Genomic DNA, 25,788 nt, shown 5'->3' with positions numbered 1-25,788 from the left:
CCTCTGCAGTATAATAGCGATTTAGGGATAGTGAAAGCCTAAAGCAAGATTTAAGGAAAAGGCAATCTGGAGTATATACATGTTTAAGGTGGATACATTACGTATCAACCAGGGTGGAACCGCGGGAAAATCTCTCGTCCCTGGGCATATGAAAGCATATGCCCAGGGACGAGAGATTTTTTTATTACATCATTTATTATTGGAGGAATTACTATGACAAAATCAATGGATCAAATTGTATCTCACGCGAAGCATCGTGGCTTTGTTTTTCAAGGCTCTGAGATTTACGGAGGCTTAGCAAACACTTGGGACTACGGTCCGCTTGGTGTAGAACTTAAAAATAATATCAAAAAAGCTTGGTGGAAAAAATTCATTCAGCAGTCTCCTTACAACGTAGGCTTAGATGCTGCTATTTTAATGAACCCAAAAACATGGGAAGCTTCTGGTCACTTAGGAAACTTCAACGATCCAATGATTGATTGTAAAGATTGTAAAGCGCGCCATCGTGCTGATAAATTAATTGAAGAAAAGCTTCAAGAAAAAGATATTGAAATGATTGTAGACGGTCTTTCTTTTGATGAAATGAAAAAGTTAATTGCCGATCATGAAATCACTTGCCCAGAGTGTGGTTCTGCCAACTTTACAGAAATTCGTCAATTTAACCTAATGTTTAAAACACACCAAGGTGTAACAGAAAGCTCTACAAATGAAATCTACCTTCGTCCTGAAACAGCTCAAGGTATCTTTGTAAACTTCAAAAATGTTCAGCGCTCTATGCGTAAGAAACTTCCATTTGGTATCGGACAAATCGGTAAAAGTTTCCGTAACGAAATTACACCGGGTAACTTTACGTTCCGTACACGTGAGTTTGAACAAATGGAACTTGAGTTCTTCTGTAAGCCAGGAACTGAACTAGAGTGGTTCGATTACTGGAAGAAAACATGTGAACAGTGGCTGCTATCTCTAGGTATGAAAGAAGAAAACATTCGTCTTCGTGACCATGATTCAGATGAGCTGTCTCACTACAGTAACGCAACGACTGACTTTGAATACAAATTCCCATTTGGCTGGGGTGAACTGTGGGGCGTAGCATCTCGTACAGACTATGATTTAAAACAACACATGGAGCACTCAGGTGAAGACTTCCAATATATCGACCAAGAAACAAACGAACGCTACGTGCCTTATTGCATCGAACCTTCTTTAGGTGCAGACCGCGTAACGTTAGCATACATGATTGATGCATACGAAGAAGAGGAACTAGAAGATGGTTCATCTCGTACGGTAATGCGCCTACATCCAGCTTTAGCACCAGTAAAAGCTGCAGTATTACCACTTTCTAAAAAGCTTTCAGCTGAAGCTCAGGCTGTATTTGCTGAGTTAGCAAGCGACTTTATGGTTGACTACGATGATGCAGGCTCAATCGGTAAACGTTACCGTCGTCACGATGAGATCGGTACGCCATTCTGTATCACATTTGACTTTGATTCATTAGAAGATAACCAAGTAACGGTTCGTGATCGCGACACAATGGAGCAAAAACGTGTGCCAATCAGCGAGTTAAAAGCTCTTCTAGAAGAAGCAGTTAAGTTTTAATAAAGAAAAAGCGTGAGACAGATGTCTCACGCTTTTTCTTTATCATGTTGCAGACGCTCTAACACCATTTGATACGCATCGCTACCGTAATTTAAGCAGCGTTTGACGCGTGAAATCGTCGCTGTACTTGCACCTGTTTCTGTTTCAATTTTATGGTACGTATTTCCTTCACGAAGCATACGTGCTACTTCTAAGCGCTGTGCTAATGACTGAATTTCATTAACCGTACACAAATCATCAAAGAATTGATAGCACTCTTCCATGTTTTCTAAAGATAAAATTGCTTCAAATAATTGATCTAATTCTTTGCCACGAAGTTTGTTAATTTGCATGTGCTGAAAACTCCTTTACACTAAACTTTCTATTCATCATCATTTATTCATGTTGTGTTTCACAAACAAAATTCCTACCTTATAAATGCTCTTTTACAAAACGCTTTTACACTTTTATATTTTAACGCATTATTGACGGAAAAAGTACCTTTTTATTCATTACATCATAAATTCCTGCTGGTGTTACGCGAATATAAGGTAAATGTGTAGATGAGAAAAAAAGAAGTGAATAAATTGGGTCTTCATGTTGATAGCCTCTTATTTTCAATTCTTGTTTTAAGCACTCTTCTTGCGTCATCAAGACTTCCATTCTTTCAGTCGACATGCTTCCATTCAAAGTAAGTGGGAGCTCCGCCACAATTTTCTCATCCTCTGCAAGAGCAATGCCTCCGCCCATTTCTTTCATTTTATAATAGGCATACAGCATATCTTTTTTTGATTTTCCAATAAGAATGAAATCACCGGTACTAGAAAACGAACTAGCTAACCCTTTAACATGCGTTGCAAAGCCTTTCAAAAGCGTGTTAATCCGCCATTTACCGTAGCGGTCAATGAGCATGAAGAAGCATTCATCATGGTTTGTATCTAAACATTCATCTCCTACATTTAGTTGAATTGAGTAAGGTTCCATAATAACTGCGTTTTTCATATAAACACCCATAGGCATTGAAAATTGAAAATCATCCATTTTAAGATCCCAGTTGCAATCAAGCGGTTGAAATCGATACGAAGCCCACGGGAAACATGTTTCGTTTTCTTTCTGTTCTTCTCCTTGCTTTAAAATCCATTTTCCGCTTGCAAGAACACTTATGGGTGTCGGGCATTCAGGACTAGTGAGTAGATTAAGGTTAGCTATACATCCAACGCCAATGTGACCATGTAAGTGTTCAATATTGTAGTATCGGGCAATATTTGTAGAAACCATCTTATAGGCATCAATGATTGGTACATGATGCTCAAGTGCTACTTTCACTAGCATATCTGAAACTCCATCTGTATAAAAAGATGGTGGGGAACCATCGGTATTCATAGTCAAATGTTCATAATAATTGAGATCTTCTTCATGTAGTTCATCCAAGATTCTCGGTAGATCCGGGCGAATAGACGAATAGCGTAGCGATACATCGTAACCTAATGACAGCCTTGAAAGAACATCTTTTCCGCTCATAGCCTCGTGATCAGCATCTGCTCCAAGCAATTTCATTTTAACAAGCGTACGTTCTGAAGCTCCTGGAAAATGCCCTTCAACATGCTTTCCTAATCGCTTTGTTTCCTGAATCCAATGGAGCATAAGGTCATCTCCATTTAGCAAGCGAGGCCAACTCGTAAGCTCTCCTCCTTGTAAAACTGAATCATGATTTAACCATTTTTTGATATGGGCATGAGAGAAAACCTCAGATTCGTTTTCAAACTTCGTTTGAGAATCGAAGCGGCACCACCAATACATCGAATATGGTAGCGCTTTCATTTCTTCGATTAATGAAAATGCTGTTTCTGTATCTGTTTGCAGCATGAGCACTAAGTTATCGTTAATTAAGGTTGTGGTGCCGTGCTTAGCCGCATACTGTGCAAAAGTATGGGGATTATATAACTGAAACGGATGCACATGAGGTTCAATATAGCCGGGCACAATGTATTGATCGCGGCAGTCAAAGACTTCCGTAGATGAATTCAGCACAGCTGGCATTGCTTCACCAACGTAAACAATGCGGTCGTTAGCAATCCAAATGTTAGCTTTCATCCACTTATTCAAACGGGCATTTAAGTAAGTTGTTCCTTTTAACACAATTGTCGGGGATGTTTGTTCACTTACAACTGAAAGCTGATTTCGAATCTGTCTATTTCTCCAACGATACATTCCTATCGACATACGCTGTGCCTCCTTTTGGTTATAATGAATAAATTCCATTTACAAAATAACTTTTATTAATTTATGAGAAAAGGTGATAAAACATGAGACCAAATATTGGCATCGTTAATGCTTTAATTCGACTTACAGTTGGCTTTACCCTTCTTTCTTGGGCAACCTCTCGCTTAACAAGACGTCCTTACCGAGATTCTTATCTATGGTTAGCCTTTTTAGCTGCAATGAAAATTGGTGAAGGAATTACGCGCTTTTGCCCTTTAGTATTTGCTTACGACAAATACCAAGAAGGGGACCAGGGCTATACAGAAGATCCAACGATTAACCCAAGTTAATATTACCTAAATAAAAAGAAGAGCAAATGCTCTTCTTTTAGTTTTTTGATGCTTTTTCAAGGGCACGATATCCAATATCTTTTCGATAGAAGAAGCCTTTTGATACATCAATGTGATTCATTTGTTTATATACTTCTTCTTGTGCTTGCGAAAGCGTATCTCCCTTAGCACCAACTAAAAGAACACGCCCTCCATTTGATACATATGTTTCATCTTCTAAAGTTGTTCCTGCGTGGAAAACAAGCGCTTCTTTATTAATCTTATCTAATCCATAAATTGGATTTCCCTTTTCATAAGCTTCAGGGTAACCAGCAGCTGCTAACACAATCCCCATAACAGCTTGATTATCCCACTCAATTTCAACGTCTTCGTTGTTTAAAATGCGAAGTAAAACATCAACTAAATCGCTTTTCATTCGCGGTAATACAACCTGTGTTTCAGGGTCACCAAATCGAGCATTAAATTCAATAACCTTCGGACCTTGCGCTGTTTGAATGAGTCCAGCATATAAAATACCCGTATACTCACAGCCTTCTTTAGCTAGCCCTTCTGCCATTGGTAATAGAATTGTTTGAACCGCTTGTTCTACTTCAGCGTCACTGATTTGAGGAACTGGAGAATAAGCACCCATTCCACCAGTATTCGGACCTTTATCTCCGTCAAACGCACGCTTATGATCTTGTGCAATGACCATTGGATATACCTTTGTACCACGCACAAATGCCATTAACGAAAATTCTTCACCGTCTAAAAATTCTTCAACTACAACAGTAGCGCTAGCTTCCTGGAACTTTTGATCAACCAAGAAATCATGAAGTGTTTCTACTGCTTCTTCAACAGTTAAAGCGACCGTTACACCCTTACCAGCAGCTAGACCATCTGCTTTAATAACAATCGGTGCACCTTGTTTTTCTACATACGCTTTTGCCTCTTCATAAGACGTAAATGTTTCATATGCAGCGGTAGGAATCTCATACTTTTTCATTAACTCTTTCGCAAAGCTTTTGCTTCCTTCAATCATAGCTGCTTTTTTACGAGGTCCAAATACCGGCAGACCCTCAGCTTCAAAGCGATCTACAACCCCTTCAATCAATGGGTTTTCAGGACCTACAATTGTTAGTTTGATATCTTGTTGTTTCGCAAAAGCCACTAGCTCATCATGATTACTTTCATCGATTGAGACAAGCGTTGCCACGTCACTCATACCTGGATTACCAGGAGCTACAAACACTTCATTTACAAGTGGGCTTTTGGACGCTTTCCATGCAATTGTATGTTCTCTTCCACCTTTTCCGATAACTAAAACATTCACGTTCTTCACCTCATTAATGTTTAAAATGTCTTAAGCCTGTAAATACCATTGTAATGCCGTACTCATCTGCTTTTGCAATTGACTCTTCGTCACGGATTGAACCACCTGGTTGAATAATGGCTGTAACACCAGCTTTAGCTGCTGCTTCAACTGTATCTCCCATTGGGAAGAAAGCATCTGAACCTAAAGCTGATCCTTGTGCTTTTTCACCCGCTTGTTCAATCGCAATTTTCGCTGCACCAACGCGGTTCATTTGTCCAGCACCTACTCCGACTGTCATATCGTCTTTTGCAAGTACAATCGCATTTGACTTTACATTTTTCACAACTTTCCACGCTAATTTTAAATCTGCCCATTCTTTTTCTGTTGGCTCGCGCTTTGTTGGAACAGAAACCGTAGCATTGTCAAAACCAAATACATCTTCGTCTTGAACAAGTACGCCGCCTTTTACAGATGTTAAGAAGGATTCTTTTTGTGCATTTTCATCAAGTTCTACTGTTAGTAGACGTAAATTTTTCTTCGCTGTTAATACATCAATTGCCTCTTGATCAAATGAAGGAGCAATAATGATTTCTAAGAAAATTTCTTTTAATTGAATAGCTGTTTCACGATCGATTGGGCGGTTTGCTGCTACAATACCACCGAATATTGATGTTGGGTCTGCTTCGTAAGCTTTCTGATAAGCTTGAGCAATCGTTTCACCCACACCTACTCCACATGGGTTCATATGTTTGATGGCCACAACAGCCGGCTCTGAAAATTCTTTTACAATCTGAAGCGCTGCGTTTGCATCATTAATATTGTTATAAGATAACTCTTTTCCATGCAGCTGTGTAGCCGTTGCAATTGAACCTTTTTGCGTTAATGGTTTTTTATAGAAAGCCGCTTCCTGATGTGGGTTTTCTCCGTAGCGTAATCCTTGAACACGCTCATACGTTACTGTTAGCTTTTCAGGCGTCTTCTCACCCGTAATATTTGTTAGGTATTCAGCAATTAATGCATCATAAGCCGCCGTATGACGGAATACTTTCGCTGCTAAGCGTTGGTTTGTTTCAAACGAAACGTTTCCGTTTGCCTTTAATTCGTTTACTACGGTCGCATAATCAGTTGGATCGACAACAACTGATACCGAACGATAGTTTTTAGCAGCTGAACGAAGCATTGTTGGTCCACCAATATCAATGTTCTCAATTGCTTCAGCAAGCGTTACATCGTCTTGTTCAATTGTCTTTTTAAACGGGTATAAGTTTACAACTACAAAGTCGATTGGTGAGATATTGTGTTCTTTCATTTGTGTCTGGTGCTCTTCGTTATCGCGTAACGCTAATAAAGCTCCGTGAACATTAGGATGTAGCGTTTTTAAACGGCCATCTAAAATCTCAGGAAAACCTGTCACTTCAGAGATACCAATTACATCAATGCCGTTTTCTTCTAGCGTACGCTTTGTACCGCCAGTCGAGATAATTTCTACTCCTAACTCCTTCAGTTCTTTAGCAAATGAAACAATACCTTCTTTGTCAGATACGCTAATAAGTGCGCGTTTTGCTGTCATTTTGTAAACTCCTCCTGATTCGATCTCTCTTTTTATAACTTTCTTACAATATCACTCTACCATAGTAAAGTATTAAAACTTTTTTGACAACCCAGTCTATTATTTAACCACAAGCTGCTGAAACAGTTTGTTGAGCACTTGAGGATAAAACTTATGCTCAATCTCATGTATGCGAGTTTCAACGATGTCTCTTGTATCGTCCTCATTTACACGAATTGCCTGCTGATCAATAATCGGCCCCGTATCCATTCCTTCATCTACAAAATGTACGGTAATACCAATAATCTTTACACCAGCATCAAATGCTTGGCCAATTGCATCCATGCCTGGAAACGCTGGTAATAAAGAGGGATGGATATTAACAATTCGATTTTTATATGGTTGAAGTAATGTTGGACCAACTAAGCGCATGTAGCCTGCCAATACTAGAAAATCTATGTTATTAGCCTGTAATTCGTTTAGAATTGCTTGTTCATAAGCTGCTTTATCAGGGAAGTCTTTAGGTGAGCAAACAAAGCACGGAATACCACATGCTTTTGCTCGCTCAATTACATACGCTTGTGGCTTATTACAAACCACAAGCTTAATTGCTGCCTTTAATTGACCCGATTGCGTTGCTTCGTATAGAGATTGAAAGTTGCTGCCATTTCCTGAAGCAAAGACTGCAATATTCATCATCCAAGCACGCCTCCACTAAACTCTACCCCAGTGCTTTCTGTCACACGTCCAATCACAAATGCTTTTTCCCCTTTGCTTTCAATTGCATTGATAACCGCGTTCATTTCTTCTGGCTCTACCGCTAACACAAACCCAATCCCCATATTAAAAACTTCAAACATTTCTTTACGTTCTAAGCCGCCATGCTCTTGAAGGAAATCAAAGATTTTTGGAATCGGCCAAGAACCGTAGTCAATTTCTACTCCTAAACCGTCTGGAAGCATGCGGGGAATGTTTTCAATAAATCCTCCGCCTGTAATATGCGCCATTCCAGCTATCTTGGCTGCCTCTAATGCTTGTAGCACAGGCTTCACATAAATTTTAGTTGGTGTTAAAAGCTCAAGGCCAAGAGTTTGATCAAATCCTTCATAAACCTTTTGAAGGTCAAGCTTTTGATCATCAACAATTTTTCTCACCAGTGAATAGCCATTGCTATGAATACCGCTTGATGAAATACCTACTAGTAGCTGCCCTGGCTTTACGCTTTCTCCAGTGATAATTTCTGATTTCTCAACTGCTCCAACTGTAAATCCAGCTAAGTCATATTCATCTTCCTCATATAACCCAGGCATTTCTGCTGTTTCACCGCCGATTAATGCACAATTTGACTGCTCGCATCCATCTGCAATTCCTTTTACAATCGCTTCGATTTTTTCTGGGACTGCTTTCCCACATGCAATATAATCCAGGAAATAAAGAGGCTCTGCACCTTGTACAACCACATCGTTTACACACATCGCTACAGCATCAATCCCGATAGTGTCGTGCTTATCCATTTGAAAAGCTAATTTTAATTTTGTACCAACACCGTCTGTTCCTGATACTAAAACAGGCTCTTTTAAACCTAAGGAAGATAAATCAAACATTCCTCCGAAACCACCAACTGTGCCCATAATACCTTTGCGCTCTGTTCGTGCAACGTGTTTTTTAATACGTGAAACGGCCTCGTAGCCTGCTTCTAAGTCAACTCCAGCTTGCTTATATGAATATGACATATTGTCACTCCTTTTTTACATTGAAACTAACAAGTTACCTTTTCATGTGGGTGTACGGTATCCGGATAAATTTCTGTTGGATATTTTCCTGTGAAACAAGCCATACACTGCCCACCATTTTCATAATCTCGACCGATTGCTTCAATTAATCCTTCATTGCTTAAGAATTCCAAAGAGTCTGCTTCGATTAATTCACAAATCTCTTGTACAGAGCGAGTGGCTGCAATGAGCTCTGATGAAGAAGATGTATCAATTCCATAGAAGCATGGATTTTTTATTGGAGGTGCGCTAATACGAACGTGAACTTCTTTCGCTCCTGCTTCTCGTAGCATGCGGACGATACGACGACTTGTTGTTCCTCGAACAATCGAGTCATCAACCATTACAACACGCTTACCTTCTACAATCTTACGCACTGGAGACAACTTCATTTTTACACCTTGTTCGCGAAGCTCCTGTGATGGTTGAATAAACGTACGTCCAACATAACGGTTCTTAATTAATCCTAACTCATATGGAATACCTGATTGTTCGGCAAATCCAATGGCCGCTGAAATACTAGAATCTGGAACACCAGTTACGACATCTGCTTCGATTGGAGATTCCATCGCTAGCTGTTTCCCTAAATTTTTACGTGCTGAATGAACGTTAATCCCATCAATGTTGCTGTCTGGACGTGAGAAATAAATGTATTCCATGCTGCAAATTGCACGATTTACATTTAACGTAAAACGCTCAGATTTTATTCCTTCATCATTGATGATTAACAGTTCTCCCGGTTCTACATCACGTTCATGAACTGCTCCTACAATATCAAATGCACATGTTTCTGATGCCACAACATACGCATCGCCTAGACGACCAAGTGATAGTGGGCGTAAGCCATTTGGATCTAAAGCAACCATCATGGCATCTTCAGTTAAAATAACAAACGCATATGCACCTTTTACCATAGAAAGTGCATTTTTTACTTTGTCCTTCATATCACTATAGCCACTACGTTTAATTAAATGAGCCAATACCTCTGTATCAGAAGTTGATTGAAAAATGCTGCCTTGGTTTTCAAGCTGATGCTTCAGCGCATTGGCATTTACTAAGTTACCGTTGTGAGCCAGTGCGATACTTCCGCTATGAGAGCGGAAGTGAAGGGGTTGAACATTTTCAAACCCTCCACCCCCTGCTGTTGCATAGCGAACGTGACCAATTGCTGCTGTTCCTTGAAGCTGATCAAGCTCACCGTGGCCGAATACTTCGTTTACAAGACCCACGCCTTTTGCCACGCTGACTTTTTCACCATTTGTAACAGCAATTCCAGCTCCTTCTTGACCGCGATGCTGAAGGCTGTGAAGGCCATAATAAGCAATTTGACTTGCATTTTCATGACCCCATATGCCGAATACGCCGCATTCTTCGTTTAAACCTTTTATTTCAGCAAGCATGGAATAGCTCCTTTCCAAGCTTTCGTTAAGTCTTGAACAGATTGTTGTACAATTGCATTTCCTTCATGCTTAATTGTTAATTCTCCGTTTTCAGTTACGCGTCCCACTAGCTTAGCATCTGCAACAATACTCTCGAAAGCCTGTTGATTTTCTGGTGCCACTGTTATGATAAAACGTGATTGTGTTTCACTAAATAACTCTGCTGTTACGTCGCCGTTCACCGTAACATCTACTCCAAGACCGCTATCGTTCATTACTTTCTCTGCTAGGGCTACAGCAAAACCACCTTCTGCAATATCATGTGCAGATTGTACAGTTCCTTGACGGATTGCTTGAAGAAGCTGATCTTGACGTGCTTTTTCTACCGATAAGTCTAAAGCAGGTGATTGACCAAATACCTTACCGCTTTCAAGTACTTTTTGAAGCTCAGTTCCGGCAAATTCTGCTTTCGCTTCGCCAATTACATAAATTAAATCTTCTGCTTGTTTCGCATGCTGAGTTGTAATATGCTTCACATCGTCAATTAGTCCAACCATCCCGATAACAGGTGTTGGATAGATTGCTTCACCTTTTGTTTCGTTATAAAGAGATACGTTACCACCGATTACTGGTGTTGAAAGTTGACGACAAGCGTCGCTCATTCCGTCCGTTGCTTTTTCAATTTGCCAGAAAATTTCTGGTTTTTCTGGATTTCCAAAGTTTAAGCAGTCGGTAATTGCTAAAGGTTGTGCACCTGAACACACAAGGTTACGAGCTGCTTCAGCTACGGCAATGCGGCCACCTACTTCAGGATCTAGATAAAGATAGCGAGAGTTACAGTCCGTTGTCATTGCTAATGCTTTATTTGTTCCTCGCACGCGTACAACGGCTGCATCAGAGCCTGGTGATACAACTGTATTTGTACGCACTTGATAGTCATATTGATTGTAAACCCATTCTTTGTTTGCAATCGTTGGTTGTTGTAAAAGCTTCACTAGCATATCACTGTGATTGTCTACTGATGGTGCGTAAGATGGCTGAGACTGAAACTCACGGTAATAAGCTGGCTCTGCTGATGGTTTGTGATACACAGGTGCATCTTCTGCTAACGCATCAACCGGTACATCCGCTACCACTTCACCTTTATGCGTTAAACGAAGGCGCTTGTCATCCGTTACGTGACCAACTGATACTGCTTCTAAACCGTAGCGCTCTACGATATCTACAATCTCTTGCTCACGGCCTTTTTCAACAACGATTAGCATACGTTCTTGTGATTCAGAAAGCATCATCTCGTACGGAGTCATGCCTGTTTCACGCTGAGGTACAAGATCAAGATTCATTTCGATACCAGAACCTGCTTTACTCGCCATCTCTGCTGATGAACTCGTTAAACCAGCCGCTCCCATATCTTGAATACCAACTAATGCATCACATTTAATTAATTCTAAGCATGCTTCAAGAAGAAGCTTTTCCATAAATGGATCTCCAACTTGAACTGCTGGACGTTTTTCATCTGATTGATCTGAAAGTTCCTCTGATGCAAATGTTGCACCGTGGATACCATCGCGTCCTGTTTTAGCACCAACATACATCACCGTGTTGCCAACGCCTTTTGCTTGTCCTTTTTGGATGTCTTCGTGATTAATTAAGCCTACACACATTGCGTTAACTAGTGGATTGCCTTCGTAAGAATCTTCAAACTGAATCTCTCCACCCACTGTTGGAATTCCAACGCAGTTACCGTAACCTGCAATTCCTGCTACTACTTCCTCAAACAAATGACGAACTTTTGGAGATGTTAACTCTCCGAATCGTAAAGAGTTTAACAGCGCAATTGGTCTTGCTCCCATTGAAAAGACGTCACGGATAATTCCACCTACACCAGTTGCTGCTCCTTGATAAGGTTCAATGGCTGATGGATGATTGTGACTTTCAATTTTAAATACAACTGCTTGATTATCGCCGATATCAACAATTCCTGCGCCTTCACCTGGTCCTTGAAGCACCTTTTCACCAGTGACAGGGAATTTCTTCAAAACAGGCTTTGAGTTTTTGTAACTGCAGTGCTCTGACCACATAACAGAGAATAACCCTGTTTCTGTATAGTTAGGCGTACGGCCTAATAGTTGCTCTACATTTGCAAACTCTTCATCTGTTAATCCCATATCTCGATATAGCTTTTGCTCTTTAATTTGCTCTACATTTGGTTCAAGAAGTAACGACATTTTGTTCCCTCCACTGCTTTACGATTGATTGAAATAATTTTAGTCCATCTGCGCTACCTAGAATGTCACTGACTGCTCTTTCTGGGTGTGGCATCATTCCTAATACATTTCCTGCTTCGTTTGAAATTCCTGCGATGTTTTGAAGACTACCATTTGGATTATCTTCGTATTGGAAAAGGATTTGATTGTTTTCAACCAATTGTTGTAACGTTTGTTCATCGCAATAGTAATTACCTTCACCATGTGCTACTGGAATTGCAATGATTTCGTCTTTGCCATAAGCATTTGTAAACATAGTTTCATTGTTAGCTACTTTTAAGTTAACTGTTTTACAGATGAATTTTAAATTTTCATTACGACGCATAGCTCCTGGTAAAAGACCTGCTTCTAAAAGGATTTGGAAGCCATTGCAAACACCTAATACAGGCTTTCCAGCTGCTGCTGCCTTTTTCACTTCATCCATTACGTTTGAAAAGCGTGCAATGGCACCTGAACGTAAGTAATCTCCGTATGAGAAGCCACCTGGTAACAGGATACCGTCATATTCGTCTAAAGACTTAGCATCGTGCCATACGTATTCTACTTCCTCACCAAGCTCATCTTTAATTGCATGATACATATCTACGTCACAGTTTGACCCTGGGAACACAATTACAGCAAATTTCACTGTACGACAACCTCCTCAACCTCGTAACAATAGTCTTCAATTACTGTATTCACTAAAAGCTTTTCGCACATTTCTTTTACTCGCTCATCCAATGCATCTGTGCTATCGATTGTTAGCTCTAAGAACTTACCAATACGAACTTCTTGTACTTCTTCATAAGACATACGGTGTAATGAATTTTTAACGGCTACGCCTTGTGGATCTAATACGCTTTCTCTTAATGTGACAAATACTTTTACTTTATACATGGTTGGGTTATCCTCCGATTCGCTGTAAGATTTTTTCGTATGCTTCTGTTAAACCGCCTAAATCTCTGCGGAAAACATCTTTATCTAATTTTTCGTTTGTATGAACATCCCAGAAACGGCAAGTATCAGGTGAGATTTCATCAGCCAAAATGATATTTCCTTGAGACGTACGACCAAACTCTAATTTAAAATCAACTAAGAAAATGTCTCTCTCTTTAAAGAAAGAAGATAATACTTCATTAATTTGAAGTGCTTGTGCTTTTAAGCTATCAATCTCTTCTTGAGTTGCAGCTTGTAGGAAAACAGCATGTTCATCAAGGATTAACGGGTCTCCTAACGCATCATCTTTGTAATAAAGCTCCACAATTGGCTTTTTAAATCGGATACCTTCTTCAACGCCAATTCGCTTAGCTAAACTACCGGCTGTTGCGTTTCGAACCACGACTTCAAGCGGAACGATTTTGACCTGTTTCACTGCTTGCTCATAGTCAGATAGTTGTTTTACAAAATGTGTTTGAATTCCTTTTTCATGAAGCATTGAAAATAGCAAACTACTAATTTGGTTATTTAGCTTTGCTTTCCCTTCAATTTCAGCTTTCTTTTCACCATTAAATGCTGTTGCCTCGTTTTTGTAAGCAACCCACAGTACATCTTGTTCACTTGTTGCATAAATTTTCTTTGCTTTTCCTTCGTAAAGTAGCCCTTGCTTTTCCATGCTGACACCTCTATATCCAGAATATTCTGATACCCACTTTTGCAGAAAGGCAAGGACTTACCTTGCCTTCTTTATTAAAGACCTAAACGTTCAAAAATCATATCTACACTTTTCAGGTGATGTGTATGATCGAAGCAGTCATCAATTTCTTCTGCTGTTAAATGTTGTGTAATGCGCTCTTCTCCTTCGATTAGAGAGCGGAACGGAACTTGTGTTTCCCATGCTTCCATTGCTTTAGGCTGAACTAAGTCATATGCTTCTTCACGAACCATACCTTTGTTAATTAACGTTAGTAACACGCGCTGTGAGTAAATTAAGCCTAACGTGCGATCCATATTGCGCTTCATGTTGTCTGGGAATACCGTTAAGTTTTTCACGATGTTTGCAAAACGATTTAACATGTAGTTCAATGCAATTGTTGCATCTGGTAAGATAACGCGTTCTGCGGAAGAATGTGAGATATCACGTTCGTGCCAAAGTGGTACGTTATCATAAGCTGTTACCATATATCCTCGAATTAGTCGTGCTAGCCCTGTCACATTTTCTGAACCGATTGGATTACGCTTATGCGGCATAGCTGATGATCCCTTTTGACCTTTTGCAAAGTACTCTTCTACTTCACGTGTTTCACTCTTCTGAAGGCCACGAACTTCTACTGCAAACTTCTCAATTGACGTTGCAATTAAGGCTAGTACGGACATATAGTGTGCGTGACGGTCACGTTGTAAAGTTTGTGTAGAGATAGGAGCTGGAGAGATACCAAGCTTTTCACACACATACTTTTCAACAAATGGATCAATATTAGCAAACGTTCCAACTGCTCCAGACATTTTTCCAAACTCTACTTCAGCAGCTGCTCGCTTCAAACGTTCTAAGTTACGCTTCATTTCTTCGTACCATAGTCCCATCTTTAAGCCAAATGTTGTTGGCTCTGCGTGGACACCGTGTGTACGCCCCATCATAACTGTATATTTATGTTCTTGTGCTTTTTCTTTTAACACTTCAATAAAGCGCTCAACGTCGTTTACTAAAATATCATTTGCTTGTTTAAGTAGATAAGATAATGCTGTGTCTACAACATCTGTAGAAGTTAAACCGTAATGTACCCACTTACGCTCTTCACCAAGTGTTTCTGATACTGCACGAGTAAAAGCAACAACGTCATGTCGTGTTTCAAGTTCAATTTCATTGATTCGATTGATATCAAAAGATGCATTTTCACGGATTAGCTTTACATCTTCTTTTGGGATATGCCCTAATTCAGACCATGCTTCACAAGCTAAAATTTCAACTTCTAGCCAAGCTTTAAATTTATTTTCTTCAGTCCAAATGGCTGCCATCTCTGGTCTTGTATAACGTTCAATCATGTTGTTAATTCCTCCGTTCTTTCCCATATTCCTAATGATTCGGCTTTTTCTACCGCCTCATCTATCTTATCAGCTAATACAGTAATATGTCCCATTTTTCGTTTATGTTTTGGAACTTTTTTTCCGTACAAATGAAGGTGCATATCGTCTAAATATTCGATTTTTGCCATCGTTTCTTCAATATGCTCTCCTAATAGGTTAACCATAACAGCAGGTTTTAACAATGTTGATTGAACTAAAGGCCAGTTACAGATTGCTCGAACATGCTGCTGAAATTGCGATAAGCTACAAGCATTAATTGAATAATGTCCTGAATTATGTGGTCTTGGTGCTAATTCATTAATATAAAGATTGCCTTCTTTCGTTAAGAACATCTCAACAGCAAGAGTCCCAACTAAGTTTAGACCTTTTGCAATTTCTTTTGCATATTCAACTGCCGTTTGCTCTTGGCTAGCTGTAATACGTGCTGGCACAATGGTTTGGTGTAAAATATGATCTTTATGAATATTCTCAGCAACTGGTAAGCATACAATGTCGCCTCTCATGTTTCGGTGAACAATGACAGAAACCTCTTTATCTAAGTTCATCCATTGCTCTACAATACATTCAGACTGTGATAGTAATCCTTCTGCTTCAGCTACGTCATGACTGCTTTTTAAAAGAACTTGCCCTTTGCCGTCATAGCCCCCTCTACACGTTTTGACTACGCAAGGATAGCTAATCGTCTCGATAGCCTTTAACAGCTCTTCTTTATTCTTTACAATGGCATACTGAGGTACGTTTAGATTTAGATTAGTAATCATTTCTTTTTCTAAACGACGATTTTGAGTAACTGCTAATAAATGACTTCCTTGTGGCACGTAACATTTCGTTTCTAACCACTTCATCATTTCAACATCAACATTCTCAAATTCATATGTGATTACATCTGAAACTTCTGCAAGTCGTTCAATTGCCTTTCGGTCATCATAGGCACCAACCACTTTAATATCAGCTACTTGACCACAAGGTGAGTCTTCTGTAGGCTCTAAAACAGCAATATAGTAACCCATTTCTTTAGCAGATAGGGCAATCATTCTCCCTAGTTGGCCTCCGCCAACAATTCCTATTGTTTTCCCTGGATGTATAAGAACATTAGACAAGTTGATCACTACTTTCTAACACGGATAGTCGAATTGATTCTCTTCTCTCATCTAGCTGTTTACTAACGATAGAATCTGATGTACCCAAAATTTGAGCTGCAAGCAAGCCGGCATTTGTTGCTCCTGCTTTTCCGATTGCTACTGTTGCGACCGGAACACCTCCGGGCATTTGAACGATAGACAGCAATGAATCTAAGCCATTCAAGTTACTTGATTTAACCGGTACACCAATGACAGGCAAAACTGTTTTCGCAGCAATCATACCTGGTAAATGTGCTGCTCCTCCTGCTCCTGCAATAATAACTTGAATTCCTCTTTCCTTTGCTGTTTCGGCGTATTCAAACATATAATCTGGAGTTCTATGTGCCGATACAACTTTTTTTTCGTAAGCAATATCTAATTCCTCTAAGATGTCACAAGCATGTTGCATTGTAGACCAATCTGATTGACTTCCCATGACAACAGCAACTTTTACATTCATAGATAAAAGCTCCTTTTTTAATTTATAAAAAAAGCCTAGAATGATGTGATTTCCAAAAGGAAAGTCACAATCACTCTAGGCTTTATTAATCCGTACCTTTACCATAAGCTGCAGGATACGAATAGTTAATCCTAATTGATTGTTCTTTCCTCATAGTCCAATAATTTACGGTTATTGGGTAGAAACTCTCAGGCCATATTCCTGAATATTATATGAGGTTTCGTTTCTCTTATTTGCAACTTAATGATAACAGCCAACCATGAAAAAAGTCAACTCAAAAATCGAATATTTAACTTTTAAATTTTAATAATGTTCGTGTTTAAAGTAGTTTTCCTTCAAATATGATTTGTTGCTTTACCGGAACATGTTCTTTAACCCCATTCGTGACCCTTTCTTCAAAGACAGGCTTTTCCATTCTTCTCACAGGCATATAACCGTCCTTTTTCATACGATCTAGACAATCAGCAATTGTTTCGTTTTCAGCTACTTCATACATTACTTTTTTCTTTTTTTTCTCACTCATAGTAAATCTCCTTTTTATTCATTACTTTTTATCGAAAGGAATAACAAAAAAGGCTAGTCTACTGACTAGCCTTTTTTGCGCTGTTGCCTGGCAACGTCCTACTCTCACAGGGACAAAGTCCCAACTACCATCGGCGCTAGAGAACTTAACTTCCGTGTTCGGCATGGGAACGGGTGTGACCTCTCTGCTATCGCCACCAGACATGAATTGAGATTATTCTCTCAAAACTAGATAACATTTTGCTGAGTACTTCGTGTACTATCATTTTGGTTAAGTCCTCGATCGATTAGTATCAGTCAGCTACACACGTCACCGTGCTTCCACCTCTGACCTATCAACCTGATCATCTTTCAGGGATCTTACTAGCTTACGCTATGGGAAATCTCATCTTGAGGGGGGCTTCATGCTTAGATGCTTTCAGCACTTATCCCGTCCACACATAGCTACCCAGCGATGCCTTTGGCAAGACAACTGGTACACCAGCGGTGTGTCCATCCCGGTCCTCTCGTACTAAGGACAGCTCCTCTCAAATTTCCTACGCCCACGACGGATAGGGACCGAACTGTCTCACGACGTTCTGAACCCAGCTCGCGTACCGCTTTAATGGGCGAACAGCCCAACCCTTGGGACCGACTACAGCCCCAGGATGCGATGAGCCGACATCGAGGTGCCAAACCTCCCCGTCGATGTGGACTCTTGGGGGAGATAAGCCTGTTATCCCCGGGGTAGCTTTTATCCGTTGAGCGATGGCCCTTCCATGCGGAACCACCGGATCACTAAGCCCGACTTTCGTCCCTGCTCGACTTGTAGGTCTCGCAGTCAAGCTCCCTTGTGCCTTTACACTCTACGAATGATTTCCAACCATTCTGAGGGAACCTTTGGGCGCCTCCGTTACTCTTTAGGAGGCGACCGCCCCAGTCAAACTGCCCACCTGACACTGTCTCCCAGCCCGATCAGGGCTGCGGGTTAGAATTTCAATACAACCAGGGTAGTATCCCACCGACGCCTCCACCGAAGCTAGCGCTCCGGCTTCTCAGGCTCCTACCTATCCTGTACAAGCTGTACCAAAATTCAATATCAGGCTACAGTAAAGCTCCACGGGGTCTTTCCGTCCTGTCGCGGGTAACCTGCATCTTCACAGGTACTATAATTTCACCGAGTCTCTCGTTGAGACAGTGCCCAGATCGTTACGCCTTTCGTGCGGGTCGGAACTTACCCGACAAGGAATTTCGCTACCTTAGGACCGTTATAGTTACGGCCGCCGTTTACTGGGGCTTCGATTCAGAGCTTCTCCCAAAGGATAACCCCTCCTCTTAACCTTCCAGCACCGGGCAGGCGTCAGCCCCTATACTTCGCCTTGCGGCTTCGCAGAGACCTGTGTTTTTGCTAAACAGTCGCCTGGGCCTATTCACTGCGGCTCTCTCGGGCTATACACCCTACCAGAGCACCCCTTCTCCCGAAGTTACGGGGTCATTTTGCCGAGTTCCTTAACGAGAGTTCTCTCGATCACCTTAGGATTCTCTCCTCGCCTACCTGTGTCGGTTTGCGGTACGGGCACCTCCCGCCTCGCTAGAGGCTTTTCTTGGCAGTGTGGAATCAGGAACTTCGGTACTATATTTCCCTCGTCATCACAGCTCAGCCTTATGATGAGCGGATTTGCCTACTCATCAGCCTAACTGCTTGAACGCGCATATCCAGCAGCGCGCTTACCCTATCCTCCTGCGTCCCCCCATTACTCAAACGGCGGGGAGGTGGTACAGGAATATCAACCTGTTGGCCATCGCCTACGCTTTTCAGCCTCGGCTTAGGTCCCGACTAACCCTGAGCGGACGAGCCTTCCTCAGGAAACCTTAGGCATTCGGTGGACAAGATTCTCACTTGTCTTTCGCTACTCATACCGGCATTCTCACTTCTAAGCGCTCCACCAGTCCTTACGGTCTAGCTTCGCAGCACTTAGAACGCTCTCCTACCACTGACATCAAAGATGTCAATCCACAGCTTCGGTGATACGTTTAGCCCCGGTACATTTTCGGCGCAGAGTCACTCGACCAGTGAGCTATTACGCACTCTTTAAATGGTGGCTGCTTCTAAGCCAACATCCTGGTTGTCTAAGCAACTCCACATCCTTTTCCACTTAACGTATACTTGGGGACCTTAGCTGGTGGTCTGGGCTGTTTCCCTTTTGACTACGGATCTTATCACTCGCAGTCTGACTCCCACGGATAAGTCTTTGGCATTCGGAGTTTGACTGAATTCGGTAACCCGTTGGGGGCCCCTAGTCCAATCAGTGCTCTACCTCCAAGACTCTCACTACGTGAGGCTAGCCCTAAAGCTATTTCGGAGAGAACCAGCTATCTCCAGGTTCGATTGGAATTTCTCCGCTACCCACACCTCATCCCCGCACTTTTCAACGTGCGTGGGTTCGGGCCTCCATTCAGTGTTACCTGAACTTCACCCTGGACATGGGTAGATCACCTGGTTTCGGGTCTACAACCACATACTAAACGCCCTATTCAGACTCGCTTTCGCTACGGCTCCGTCTCTTCAACTTAACCTTGCATGGGATCGTAACTCGCCGGTTCATTCTACAAAAGGCACGCCATCACCCATTAACGGGCTCTGACTACTTGTAGGCACACGGTTTCAGGATCTCTTTCACTCCCCTTCCGGGGTGCTTTTCACCTTTCCCTCACGGTACTGGTTCACTATCGGTCACTAGGGAGTATTTAGCCTTGGGAGATGGTCCTCCCAGCTTCCGACGGAATTTCACGTGTTCCGCCGTACTCAGGATCCACTCAAGAGGGAACGAAGTTTCAACTACAGGGTTGTTACCTTCTTTGACGGGCCTTTCCAGACCTCTTCATTTACCTCGTTCCTTTGTAACTCCGTATAGAGTGTCCTACAACCCCAAGAGGCAAGCCTCTTGGTTTGGGCTAATTCCGTTTCGCTCGCCGCTACTCAGGAAATCGCATTTGCTTTCTCTTCCTCCGGGTACTTAGATGTTTCAGTTCCCCGGGTCTGCCTTCAATATCCTATGTATTCAGATAAAGATACTGCTCCATTACGAACAGTGGGTTTCCCCATTCGGAAATCTCCGGATCAAAGCTTACTTACAGCTCCCCGAAGCATATCGGTGTTAGTCCCGTCCTTCATCGGCTCCTAGTGCCAAGGCATTCACCGTGCGCCCTTTCTAACTTAACCATTAGCGAATAAATGGTGCAACTTGCGTTGCGTTATTTATTGGTTTGATTAAAGAAAAGTTTCACTTTTCCTCAGCTATTACTGTTATCTAGTTTTCAAAGAACAATCGCACTCAAAATTCTTCTTATTAGATAAGAAGAAAGTGATGTACTTTCTATTAATGAGAGATTGAACTCTCAAAACTGAACAAAGCTTCAAAACGTACGTCTTGTAAAAATCCTTAGAAAGGAGGTGATCCAGCCGCACCTTCCGATACGGCTACCTTGTTACGACTTCACCCCAATCATCTGTCCCACCTTAGGCGGCTGGCTCCATAAAGGTTACCCCACCGACTTCGGGTGTTACAAACTCTCGTGGTGTGACGGGCGGTGTGTACAAGGCCCGGGAACGTATTCACCGCGGCATGCTGATCCGCGATTACTAGCGATTCCAGCTTCATGTAGGCGAGTTGCAGCCTACAATCCGAACTGAGAATGGTTTTATGGGATTGGCTTGACCTCGCGGTCTTGCAGCCCTTTGTACCATCCATTGTAGCACGTGTGTAGCCCAGGTCATAAGGGGCATGATGATTTGACGTCATCCCCACCTTCCTCCGGTTTGTCACCGGCAGTCACCTTAGAGTGCCCAACTTAATGCTGGCAACTAAGATCAAGGGTTGCGCTCGTTGCGGGACTTAACCCAACATCTCACGACACGAGCTGACGACAACCATGCACCACCTGTCACTCTGTCCCCCGAAGGGGAACGCTCTATCTCTAGAGTTGTCAGAGGATGTCAAGACCTGGTAAGGTTCTTCGCGTTGCTTCGAATTAAACCACATGCTCCACCGCTTGTGCGGGCCCCCGTCAATTCCTTTGAGTTTCAGTCTTGCGACCGTACTCCCCAGGCGGAGTGCTTAATGCGTTAGCTGCAGCACTAAAGGGCGGAAACCCTCTAACACTTAGCACTCATCGTTTACGGCGTGGACTACCAGGGTATCTAATCCTGTTTGCTCCCCACGCTTTCGCGCCTCAGCGTCAGTTACAGACCAAAAAGCCGCCTTCGCCACTGGTGTTCCTCCACATCTCTACGCATTTCACCGCTACACGTGGAATTCCGCTTTTCTCTTCTGCACTCAAGTTCCCCAGTTTCCAATGACCCTCCACGGTTGAGCCGTGGGCTTTCACATCAGACTTAAGAAACCGCCTGCGCGCGCTTTACGCCCAATAATTCCGGATAACGCTTGCCACCTACGTATTACCGCGGCTGCTGGCACGTAGTTAGCCGTGGCTTTCTGGTTAGGTACCGTCAAGGTACAAGCAGTTACTCTTGTACTTGTTCTTCCCTAACAACAGAGTTTTACGACCCGAAAGCCTTCATCACTCACGCGGCGTTGCTCCGTCAGACTTTCGTCCATTGCGGAAGATTCCCTACTGCTGCCTCCCGTAGGAGTCTGGGCCGTGTCTCAGTCCCAGTGTGGCCGATCACCCTCTCAGGTCGGCTATGCATCGTTGCCTTGGTGAGCCGTTACCTCACCAACTAGCTAATGCACCGCGGGCCCATCTGTAAGTGATAGCCGAAACCATCTTTCAATTTTCTCTTATGCAAGAGAAAATGTTATCCGGTATTAGCTCCGGTTTCCCGGAGTTATCCCAGTCTTACAGGCAGGTTGCCCACGTGTTACTCACCCGTCCGCCGCTAACGTCATAGAAGCAAGCTTCTAATCAGTTCGCTCGACTTGCATGTATTAGGCACGCCGCCAGCGTTCATCCTGAGCCAGGATCAAACTCTCCGAAGAAATGTTTGACTTGCTCATAAAAGTTTTAAAAAATTAACGTTGACGTTTGTCGCTTTGTTCAGTTTTCAAAGTTCAACCGCCGCTCTTAAGCGACTTTATTATCATACCAAGTTTTTTACTTGATGTCAAATACTTTTTGAAAGAAAAAGAGAAATCTTTTTCAGCCTGGCAACGTCCTACTCTCACAGGGACAAAGTCCCAACTACCATCGGCGCTAGAGAACTTAACTTCCGTGTTCGGCATGGGAACGGGTGTGACCTCTCTGCTATCGCCACCAGACATGAATTGAGATTATTCTCTCAAAACTAGATAACATTTTGCTGAGTACTTCGTGTACTATCATTTTGGTTAAGTCCTCGATCGATTAGTATCAGTCAGCTACACACGTCGCCGTGCTTCCACCTCTGACCTATCAACCTGATCATCTTTCAGGGATCTTACTAGCTTGCGCTATGGGAAATCTCATCTTGAGGGGGGCTTCATGCTTAGATGCTTTCAGCACTTATCCCGTCCACACATAGCTACCCAGCGATGCCTTTGGCAAGACAACTGGTACACCAGCGGTGTGTCCATCCCGGTCCTCTCGTACTAAGGACAGCTCCTCTCAAATTTCCTACGCCCACGACGGATAGGGACCGAACTGTCTCACGACGTTCTGAACCCAGCTCGCGTACCGCTTTAATGGGCGAACAGCCCAACCCTTGGGACCGACTACAGCCCCAGGATGCGATGAGCCGACATCGAGGTGCCAAACCTCCCCGTCGATGTGGACTCTTGGGGGAGATAAGCCTGTTATCCCCGGGGTAGCTTTTATCCGTTGAGCGATGGCCCTTCCATGCGGAACCACCGGATCACTAAGCCCGACTTTCGTCCCTGCTCGACTTGTAGGTCTCGCAGTCAAGCTCCCTTGTGCCTTTACACTCTACGAATGATTTCCAACCATTCTGAGGGAACCTTTGGGCGCCTCCGTTACTCTTTAGGAGGCGACCGCCCCAGTCAAACTGCCCACCTGACACTGTCTCCCAGCCCGATCAGGGCTGCGGGTTAGAATTTCAATACAACCAGGGTAGTATCCCACCGACGCCTCCACCGAAGCTAGCGCTCCGGCTTCTCAGGCTCCTACCTATCCTGTACAAGCTGTACCAAAATTCAATATCAGGCTACAGTAAAGCTCCACGGGGTCTTTCCGTCCTGTCGCGGGTAACCTGCATCTTCACAGGTACTATAATTTCACCGAGTCTCTCGTTGAGACAGTGCCCAGATCGTTACGCCTTTCGTGCGGGTCGGAACTTACCCGACAAGGAATTTCGCTACCTTAGGACCGTTATAGTTACGGCCGCCGTTTACTGGGGCTTCGATTCAGAGCTTCTCCCAAAGGATAACCCCTCCTCTTAACCTTCCAGCACCGGGCAGGCGTCAGCCCCTATACTTCGCCTTGCGGCTTCGCAGAGACCTGTGTTTTTGCTAAACAGTCGCCTGGGCCTATTCACTGCGGCTCTCTCGGGCTATACACCCTACCAGAGCACCCCTTCTCCCGAAGTTACGGGGTCATTTTGCCGAGTTCCTTAACGAGAGTTCTCTCGATCACCTTAGGATTCTCTCCTCGCCTACCTGTGTCGGTTTGCGGTACGGGCACCTCCCGCCTCGCTAGAGGCTTTTCTTGGCAGTGTGGAATCAGGAACTTCGGTACTATATTTCCCTCGTCATCACAGCTCAGCCTTATGATGAGCGGATTTGCCTACTCATCAGCCTAACTGCTTGAACGCGCATATCCAGCAGCGCGCTTACCCTATCCTCCTGCGTCCCCCCATTACTCAAACGGCGGGGAGGTGGTACAGGAATATCAACCTGTTGGCCATCGCCTACGCTTTTCAGCCTCGGCTTAGGTCCCGACTAACCCTGAGCGGACGAGCCTTCCTCAGGAAACCTTAGGCATTCGGTGGACAAGATTCTCACTTGTCTTTCGCTACTCATACCGGCATTCTCACTTCTAAGCGCTCCACCAGTCCTTACGGTCTAGCTTCGCAGCACTTAGAACGCTCTCCTACCACTGACATCAAAGATGTCAATCCACAGCTTCGGTGATACGTTTAGCCCCGGTACATTTTCGGCGCAGAGTCACTCGACCAGTGAGCTATTACGCACTCTTTAAATGGTGGCTGCTTCTAAGCCAACATCCTGGTTGTCTAAGCAACTCCACATCCTTTTCCACTTAACGTATACTTGGGGACCTTAGCTGGTGGTCTGGGCTGTTTCCCTTTTGACTACGGATCTTATCACTCGCAGTCTGACTCCCACGGATAAGTCTTTGGCATTCGGAGTTTGACTGAATTCGGTAACCCGTTGGGGGCCCCTAGTCCAATCAGTGCTCTACCTCCAAGACTCTCACTACGTGAGGCTAGCCCTAAAGCTATTTCGGAGAGAACCAGCTATCTCCAGGTTCGATTGGAATTTCTCCGCTACCCACACCTCATCCCCGCACTTTTCAACGTGCGTGGGTTCGGGCCTCCATTCAGTGTTACCTGAACTTCACCCTGGACATGGGTAGATCACCTGGTTTCGGGTCTACAACCACATACTAAACGCCCTATTCAGACTCGCTTTCGCTACGGCTCCGTCTCTTCAACTTAACCTTGCATGGGATCGTAACTCGCCGGTTCATTCTACAAAAGGCACGCCATCACCCATTAACGGGCTCTGACTACTTGTAGGCACACGGTTTCAGGATCTCTTTCACTCCCCTTCCGGGGTGCTTTTCACCTTTCCCTCACGGTACTGGTTCACTATCGGTCACTAGGGAGTATTTAGCCTTGGGAGATGGTCCTCCCAGCTTCCGACGGAATTTCACGTGTTCCGCCGTACTCAGGATCCACTCAAGAGGGAACGAAGTTTCAACTACAGGGTTGTTACCTTCTTTGACGGGCCTTTCCAGACCTCTTCATTTACCTCGTTCCTTTGTAACTCCGTATAGAGTGTCCTACAACCCCAAGAGGCAAGCCTCTTGGTTTGGGCTAATTCCGTTTCGCTCGCCGCTACTCAGGAAATCGCATTTGCTTTCTCTTCCTCCGGGTACTTAGATGTTTCAGTTCCCCGGGTCTGCCTTCAATATCCTATGTATTCAGATAAAGATACTGCTCCATTACGAACAGTGGGTTTCCCCATTCGGAAATCTCCGGATCAAAGCTTACTTACAGCTCCCCGAAGCATATCGGTGTTAGTCCCGTCCTTCATCGGCTCCTAGTGCCAAGGCATTCACCGTGCGCCCTTTCTAACTTAACCATTAGCGAATAAATGGTGCAACTTGCGTTGCGTTATTTA

Annotated in this window: 17 protein-coding genes, 5 rRNA genes and 1 riboswitch; of the genes, 2 read left to right on the top strand and 20 right to left on the bottom strand. The window is 43.3% G+C overall.

Annotated features, from left to right (window positions below; translation table 11 throughout):
• The first annotated feature begins 213 nt into the window (after positions 1-213).
• On the top strand, positions 214-1,596 hold the full coding sequence (locus tag NIZ91_01550; protein ID USY55402.1) for a glycine--tRNA ligase: 1,383 nt from the start codon (positions 214-216) through the stop codon (positions 1,594-1,596).
• Positions 1,597-1,622: 26 nt separating this feature from the next.
• Here the strand turns inward: NIZ91_01550 and NIZ91_01545 are convergent, their stop codons facing one another.
• Both NIZ91_01545 and NIZ91_01540 read right to left on the bottom strand, forming a co-directional pair.
• Complete coding sequence (locus NIZ91_01545; protein USY55401.1) at positions 1,623-1,928, bottom strand: YerC/YecD family TrpR-related protein; 306 nt, start codon at positions 1,926-1,928, stop codon at positions 1,623-1,625.
• Between the two features lie 121 nt (positions 1,929-2,049).
• Complete coding sequence (locus tag NIZ91_01540; GenBank protein USY55400.1) at positions 2,050-3,798, bottom strand: amidohydrolase family protein; 1,749 nt, start codon at positions 3,796-3,798, stop codon at positions 2,050-2,052.
• A gap of 83 nt (positions 3,799-3,881) precedes the next feature.
• On the opposite strand from NIZ91_01540, the gene NIZ91_01535 reads away from it, so the two are divergent.
• Positions 3,882-4,127, top strand: coding sequence for a DUF2892 domain-containing protein (locus tag NIZ91_01535; GenBank protein USY55399.1), 246 nt, complete (start codon positions 3,882-3,884; stop codon positions 4,125-4,127).
• 37 nt (positions 4,128-4,164) lie between these two features.
• On the opposite strand, the gene purD is transcribed toward NIZ91_01535, so the two are convergent.
• The 18 genes from purD to NIZ91_01445 all read right to left on the bottom strand — a co-directional run bounded on the left by purD (position 4,165) and on the right by NIZ91_01445 (position 25,749).
• Complete coding sequence (purD, locus tag NIZ91_01530; GenBank protein USY55398.1) at positions 4,165-5,439, bottom strand: phosphoribosylamine--glycine ligase; 1,275 nt, start codon at positions 5,437-5,439, stop codon at positions 4,165-4,167.
• Positions 5,440-5,452: 13 nt separating this feature from the next.
• The gene (gene purH, locus NIZ91_01525; GenBank protein ID USY55397.1) at positions 5,453-6,991 is read right to left on the bottom strand and encodes a bifunctional phosphoribosylaminoimidazolecarboxamide formyltransferase/IMP cyclohydrolase; all 1,539 of its coding nucleotides are present in this window, start codon (positions 6,989-6,991) and stop codon (positions 5,453-5,455) included.
• Positions 6,992-7,090: 99 nt separating this feature from the next.
• The gene (purN, locus tag NIZ91_01520; protein ID USY55396.1) at positions 7,091-7,669 is read right to left on the bottom strand and encodes a phosphoribosylglycinamide formyltransferase; all 579 of its coding nucleotides are present in this window, start codon (positions 7,667-7,669) and stop codon (positions 7,091-7,093) included.
• Positions 7,666-8,703, bottom strand: a complete 1,038-nt coding sequence (gene purM / locus NIZ91_01515) for a phosphoribosylformylglycinamidine cyclo-ligase (protein USY55395.1) — start codon at positions 8,701-8,703, stop codon at positions 7,666-7,668. The genes purN and purM overlap by 4 nt, the downstream gene beginning before the upstream one ends.
• 26 nt (positions 8,704-8,729) lie before the next feature.
• A complete protein-coding gene (gene purF / locus NIZ91_01510) occupies positions 8,730-10,142 on the bottom strand; it encodes an amidophosphoribosyltransferase (GenBank protein USY55394.1) in 1,413 nt (470 codons plus the stop codon).
• The gene (purL, locus tag NIZ91_01505; protein USY55393.1) at positions 10,127-12,349 is read right to left on the bottom strand and encodes a phosphoribosylformylglycinamidine synthase subunit PurL; all 2,223 of its coding nucleotides are present in this window, start codon (positions 12,347-12,349) and stop codon (positions 10,127-10,129) included. The genes purF and purL overlap by 16 nt, the downstream gene beginning before the upstream one ends.
• Entirely contained in the window at positions 12,333-13,016 is a 684-nt protein-coding gene (gene purQ / locus NIZ91_01500; GenBank protein USY55392.1) for a phosphoribosylformylglycinamidine synthase subunit PurQ, read from the bottom strand. The genes purL and purQ overlap by 17 nt, the downstream gene beginning before the upstream one ends.
• A complete protein-coding gene (gene purS / locus NIZ91_01495) occupies positions 13,013-13,264 on the bottom strand; it encodes a phosphoribosylformylglycinamidine synthase subunit PurS (GenBank protein USY55391.1) in 252 nt (83 codons plus the stop codon). Before purS ends, purQ begins: the two co-directional genes overlap by 4 nt.
• Positions 13,265-13,271: 7 nt before the next feature.
• A complete protein-coding gene (locus tag NIZ91_01490; GenBank protein ID USY55390.1) occupies positions 13,272-13,979 on the bottom strand; it encodes a phosphoribosylaminoimidazolesuccinocarboxamide synthase in 708 nt (235 codons plus the stop codon).
• Between the two features lie 74 nt (positions 13,980-14,053).
• Positions 14,054-15,346: an adenylosuccinate lyase gene (purB, locus tag NIZ91_01485; GenBank protein ID USY55389.1), complete on the bottom strand. Its 1,293-nt coding sequence runs from the start codon at positions 15,344-15,346 to the stop codon at positions 14,054-14,056.
• Positions 15,343-16,488: a 5-(carboxyamino)imidazole ribonucleotide synthase gene (gene purK / locus NIZ91_01480; GenBank protein USY55388.1), complete on the bottom strand. Its 1,146-nt coding sequence runs from the start codon at positions 16,486-16,488 to the stop codon at positions 15,343-15,345. The genes purB and purK overlap by 4 nt, the downstream gene beginning before the upstream one ends.
• Complete coding sequence (purE, locus tag NIZ91_01475; protein ID USY55387.1) at positions 16,481-16,969, bottom strand: 5-(carboxyamino)imidazole ribonucleotide mutase; 489 nt, start codon at positions 16,967-16,969, stop codon at positions 16,481-16,483. Before purE ends, purK begins: the two co-directional genes overlap by 8 nt.
• Before the next feature lie 133 nt (positions 16,970-17,102).
• Positions 17,103-17,205: riboswitch (purine riboswitch) on the bottom strand.
• Between the two features lie 83 nt (positions 17,206-17,288).
• On the bottom strand, positions 17,289-17,492 hold the full coding sequence (locus tag NIZ91_01470; GenBank protein ID USY55386.1) for an NETI motif-containing protein: 204 nt from the start codon (positions 17,490-17,492) through the stop codon (positions 17,289-17,291).
• An 85-nt stretch (positions 17,493-17,577) separates the two neighbouring features.
• A 5S ribosomal RNA gene (rrf, locus tag NIZ91_01465) occupies positions 17,578-17,693 on the bottom strand.
• Positions 17,694-17,758: 65 nt separating this feature from the next.
• Positions 17,759-20,693 (bottom strand): 23S ribosomal RNA (locus NIZ91_01460).
• Between the two features lie 224 nt (positions 20,694-20,917).
• Positions 20,918-22,470 (bottom strand): 16S ribosomal RNA (locus tag NIZ91_01455).
• Positions 22,471-22,633: 163 nt separating this feature from the next.
• Positions 22,634-22,749: ribosomal RNA gene (rrf, locus tag NIZ91_01450) — 5S ribosomal RNA — on the bottom strand.
• A 65-nt stretch (positions 22,750-22,814) separates the two neighbouring features.
• Positions 22,815-25,749 (bottom strand): 23S ribosomal RNA (locus NIZ91_01445).
• The 16S, 23S and 5S rRNA genes sit together here, the layout of an rRNA operon.
• Positions 25,750-25,788: the final 39 nt, after the last annotated feature.

It is taken from the genome of Bacillus sp. 1780r2a1, from assembly GCA_024134725.1.
Taxonomy (GTDB): domain Bacteria; phylum Bacillota; class Bacilli; order Bacillales; family Bacillaceae_H; genus Priestia; species Priestia aryabhattai_A.
This window is presented reverse-complemented; position numbering and strand designations above follow the sequence as displayed.

Coding starts and splice junctions, on each gene's coding strand:
- NIZ91_01550 (USY55402.1), top strand. CDS start 214: ATGACAAAATCAATGGATCAAATTGTATCTCACGCGAAGCATCGTGGC.
- NIZ91_01545 (USY55401.1), bottom strand. CDS start 1,928: ATGCAAATTAACAAACTTCGTGGCAAAGAATTAGATCAATTATTTGAA.
- NIZ91_01540 (USY55400.1), bottom strand. CDS start 3,798: ATGTCGATAGGAATGTATCGTTGGAGAAATAGACAGATTCGAAATCAG.
- NIZ91_01535 (USY55399.1), top strand. CDS start 3,882: ATGAGACCAAATATTGGCATCGTTAATGCTTTAATTCGACTTACAGTT.
- purH (USY55397.1), bottom strand. CDS start 6,991: ATGACAGCAAAACGCGCACTTATTAGCGTATCTGACAAAGAAGGTATT.
- purN (USY55396.1), bottom strand. CDS start 7,669: ATGATGAATATTGCAGTCTTTGCTTCAGGAAATGGCAGCAACTTTCAA.
- purM (USY55395.1), bottom strand. CDS start 8,703: ATGTCATATTCATATAAGCAAGCTGGAGTTGACTTAGAAGCAGGCTAC.
- purF (USY55394.1), bottom strand. CDS start 10,142: ATGCTTGCTGAAATAAAAGGTTTAAACGAAGAATGCGGCGTATTCGGC.
- purL (USY55393.1), bottom strand. CDS start 12,349: ATGTCGTTACTTCTTGAACCAAATGTAGAGCAAATTAAAGAGCAAAAG.
- purS (USY55391.1), bottom strand. CDS start 13,264: ATGTATAAAGTAAAAGTATTTGTCACATTAAGAGAAAGCGTATTAGAT.
- NIZ91_01490 (USY55390.1), bottom strand. CDS start 13,979: ATGGAAAAGCAAGGGCTACTTTACGAAGGAAAAGCAAAGAAAATTTAT.
- purB (USY55389.1), bottom strand. CDS start 15,346: ATGATTGAACGTTATACAAGACCAGAGATGGCAGCCATTTGGACTGAA.
- purE (USY55387.1), bottom strand. CDS start 16,969: ATGAATGTAAAAGTTGCTGTTGTCATGGGAAGTCAATCAGATTGGTCT.
- NIZ91_01470 (USY55386.1), bottom strand. CDS start 17,492: ATGAGTGAGAAAAAAAAGAAAAAAGTAATGTATGAAGTAGCTGAAAAC.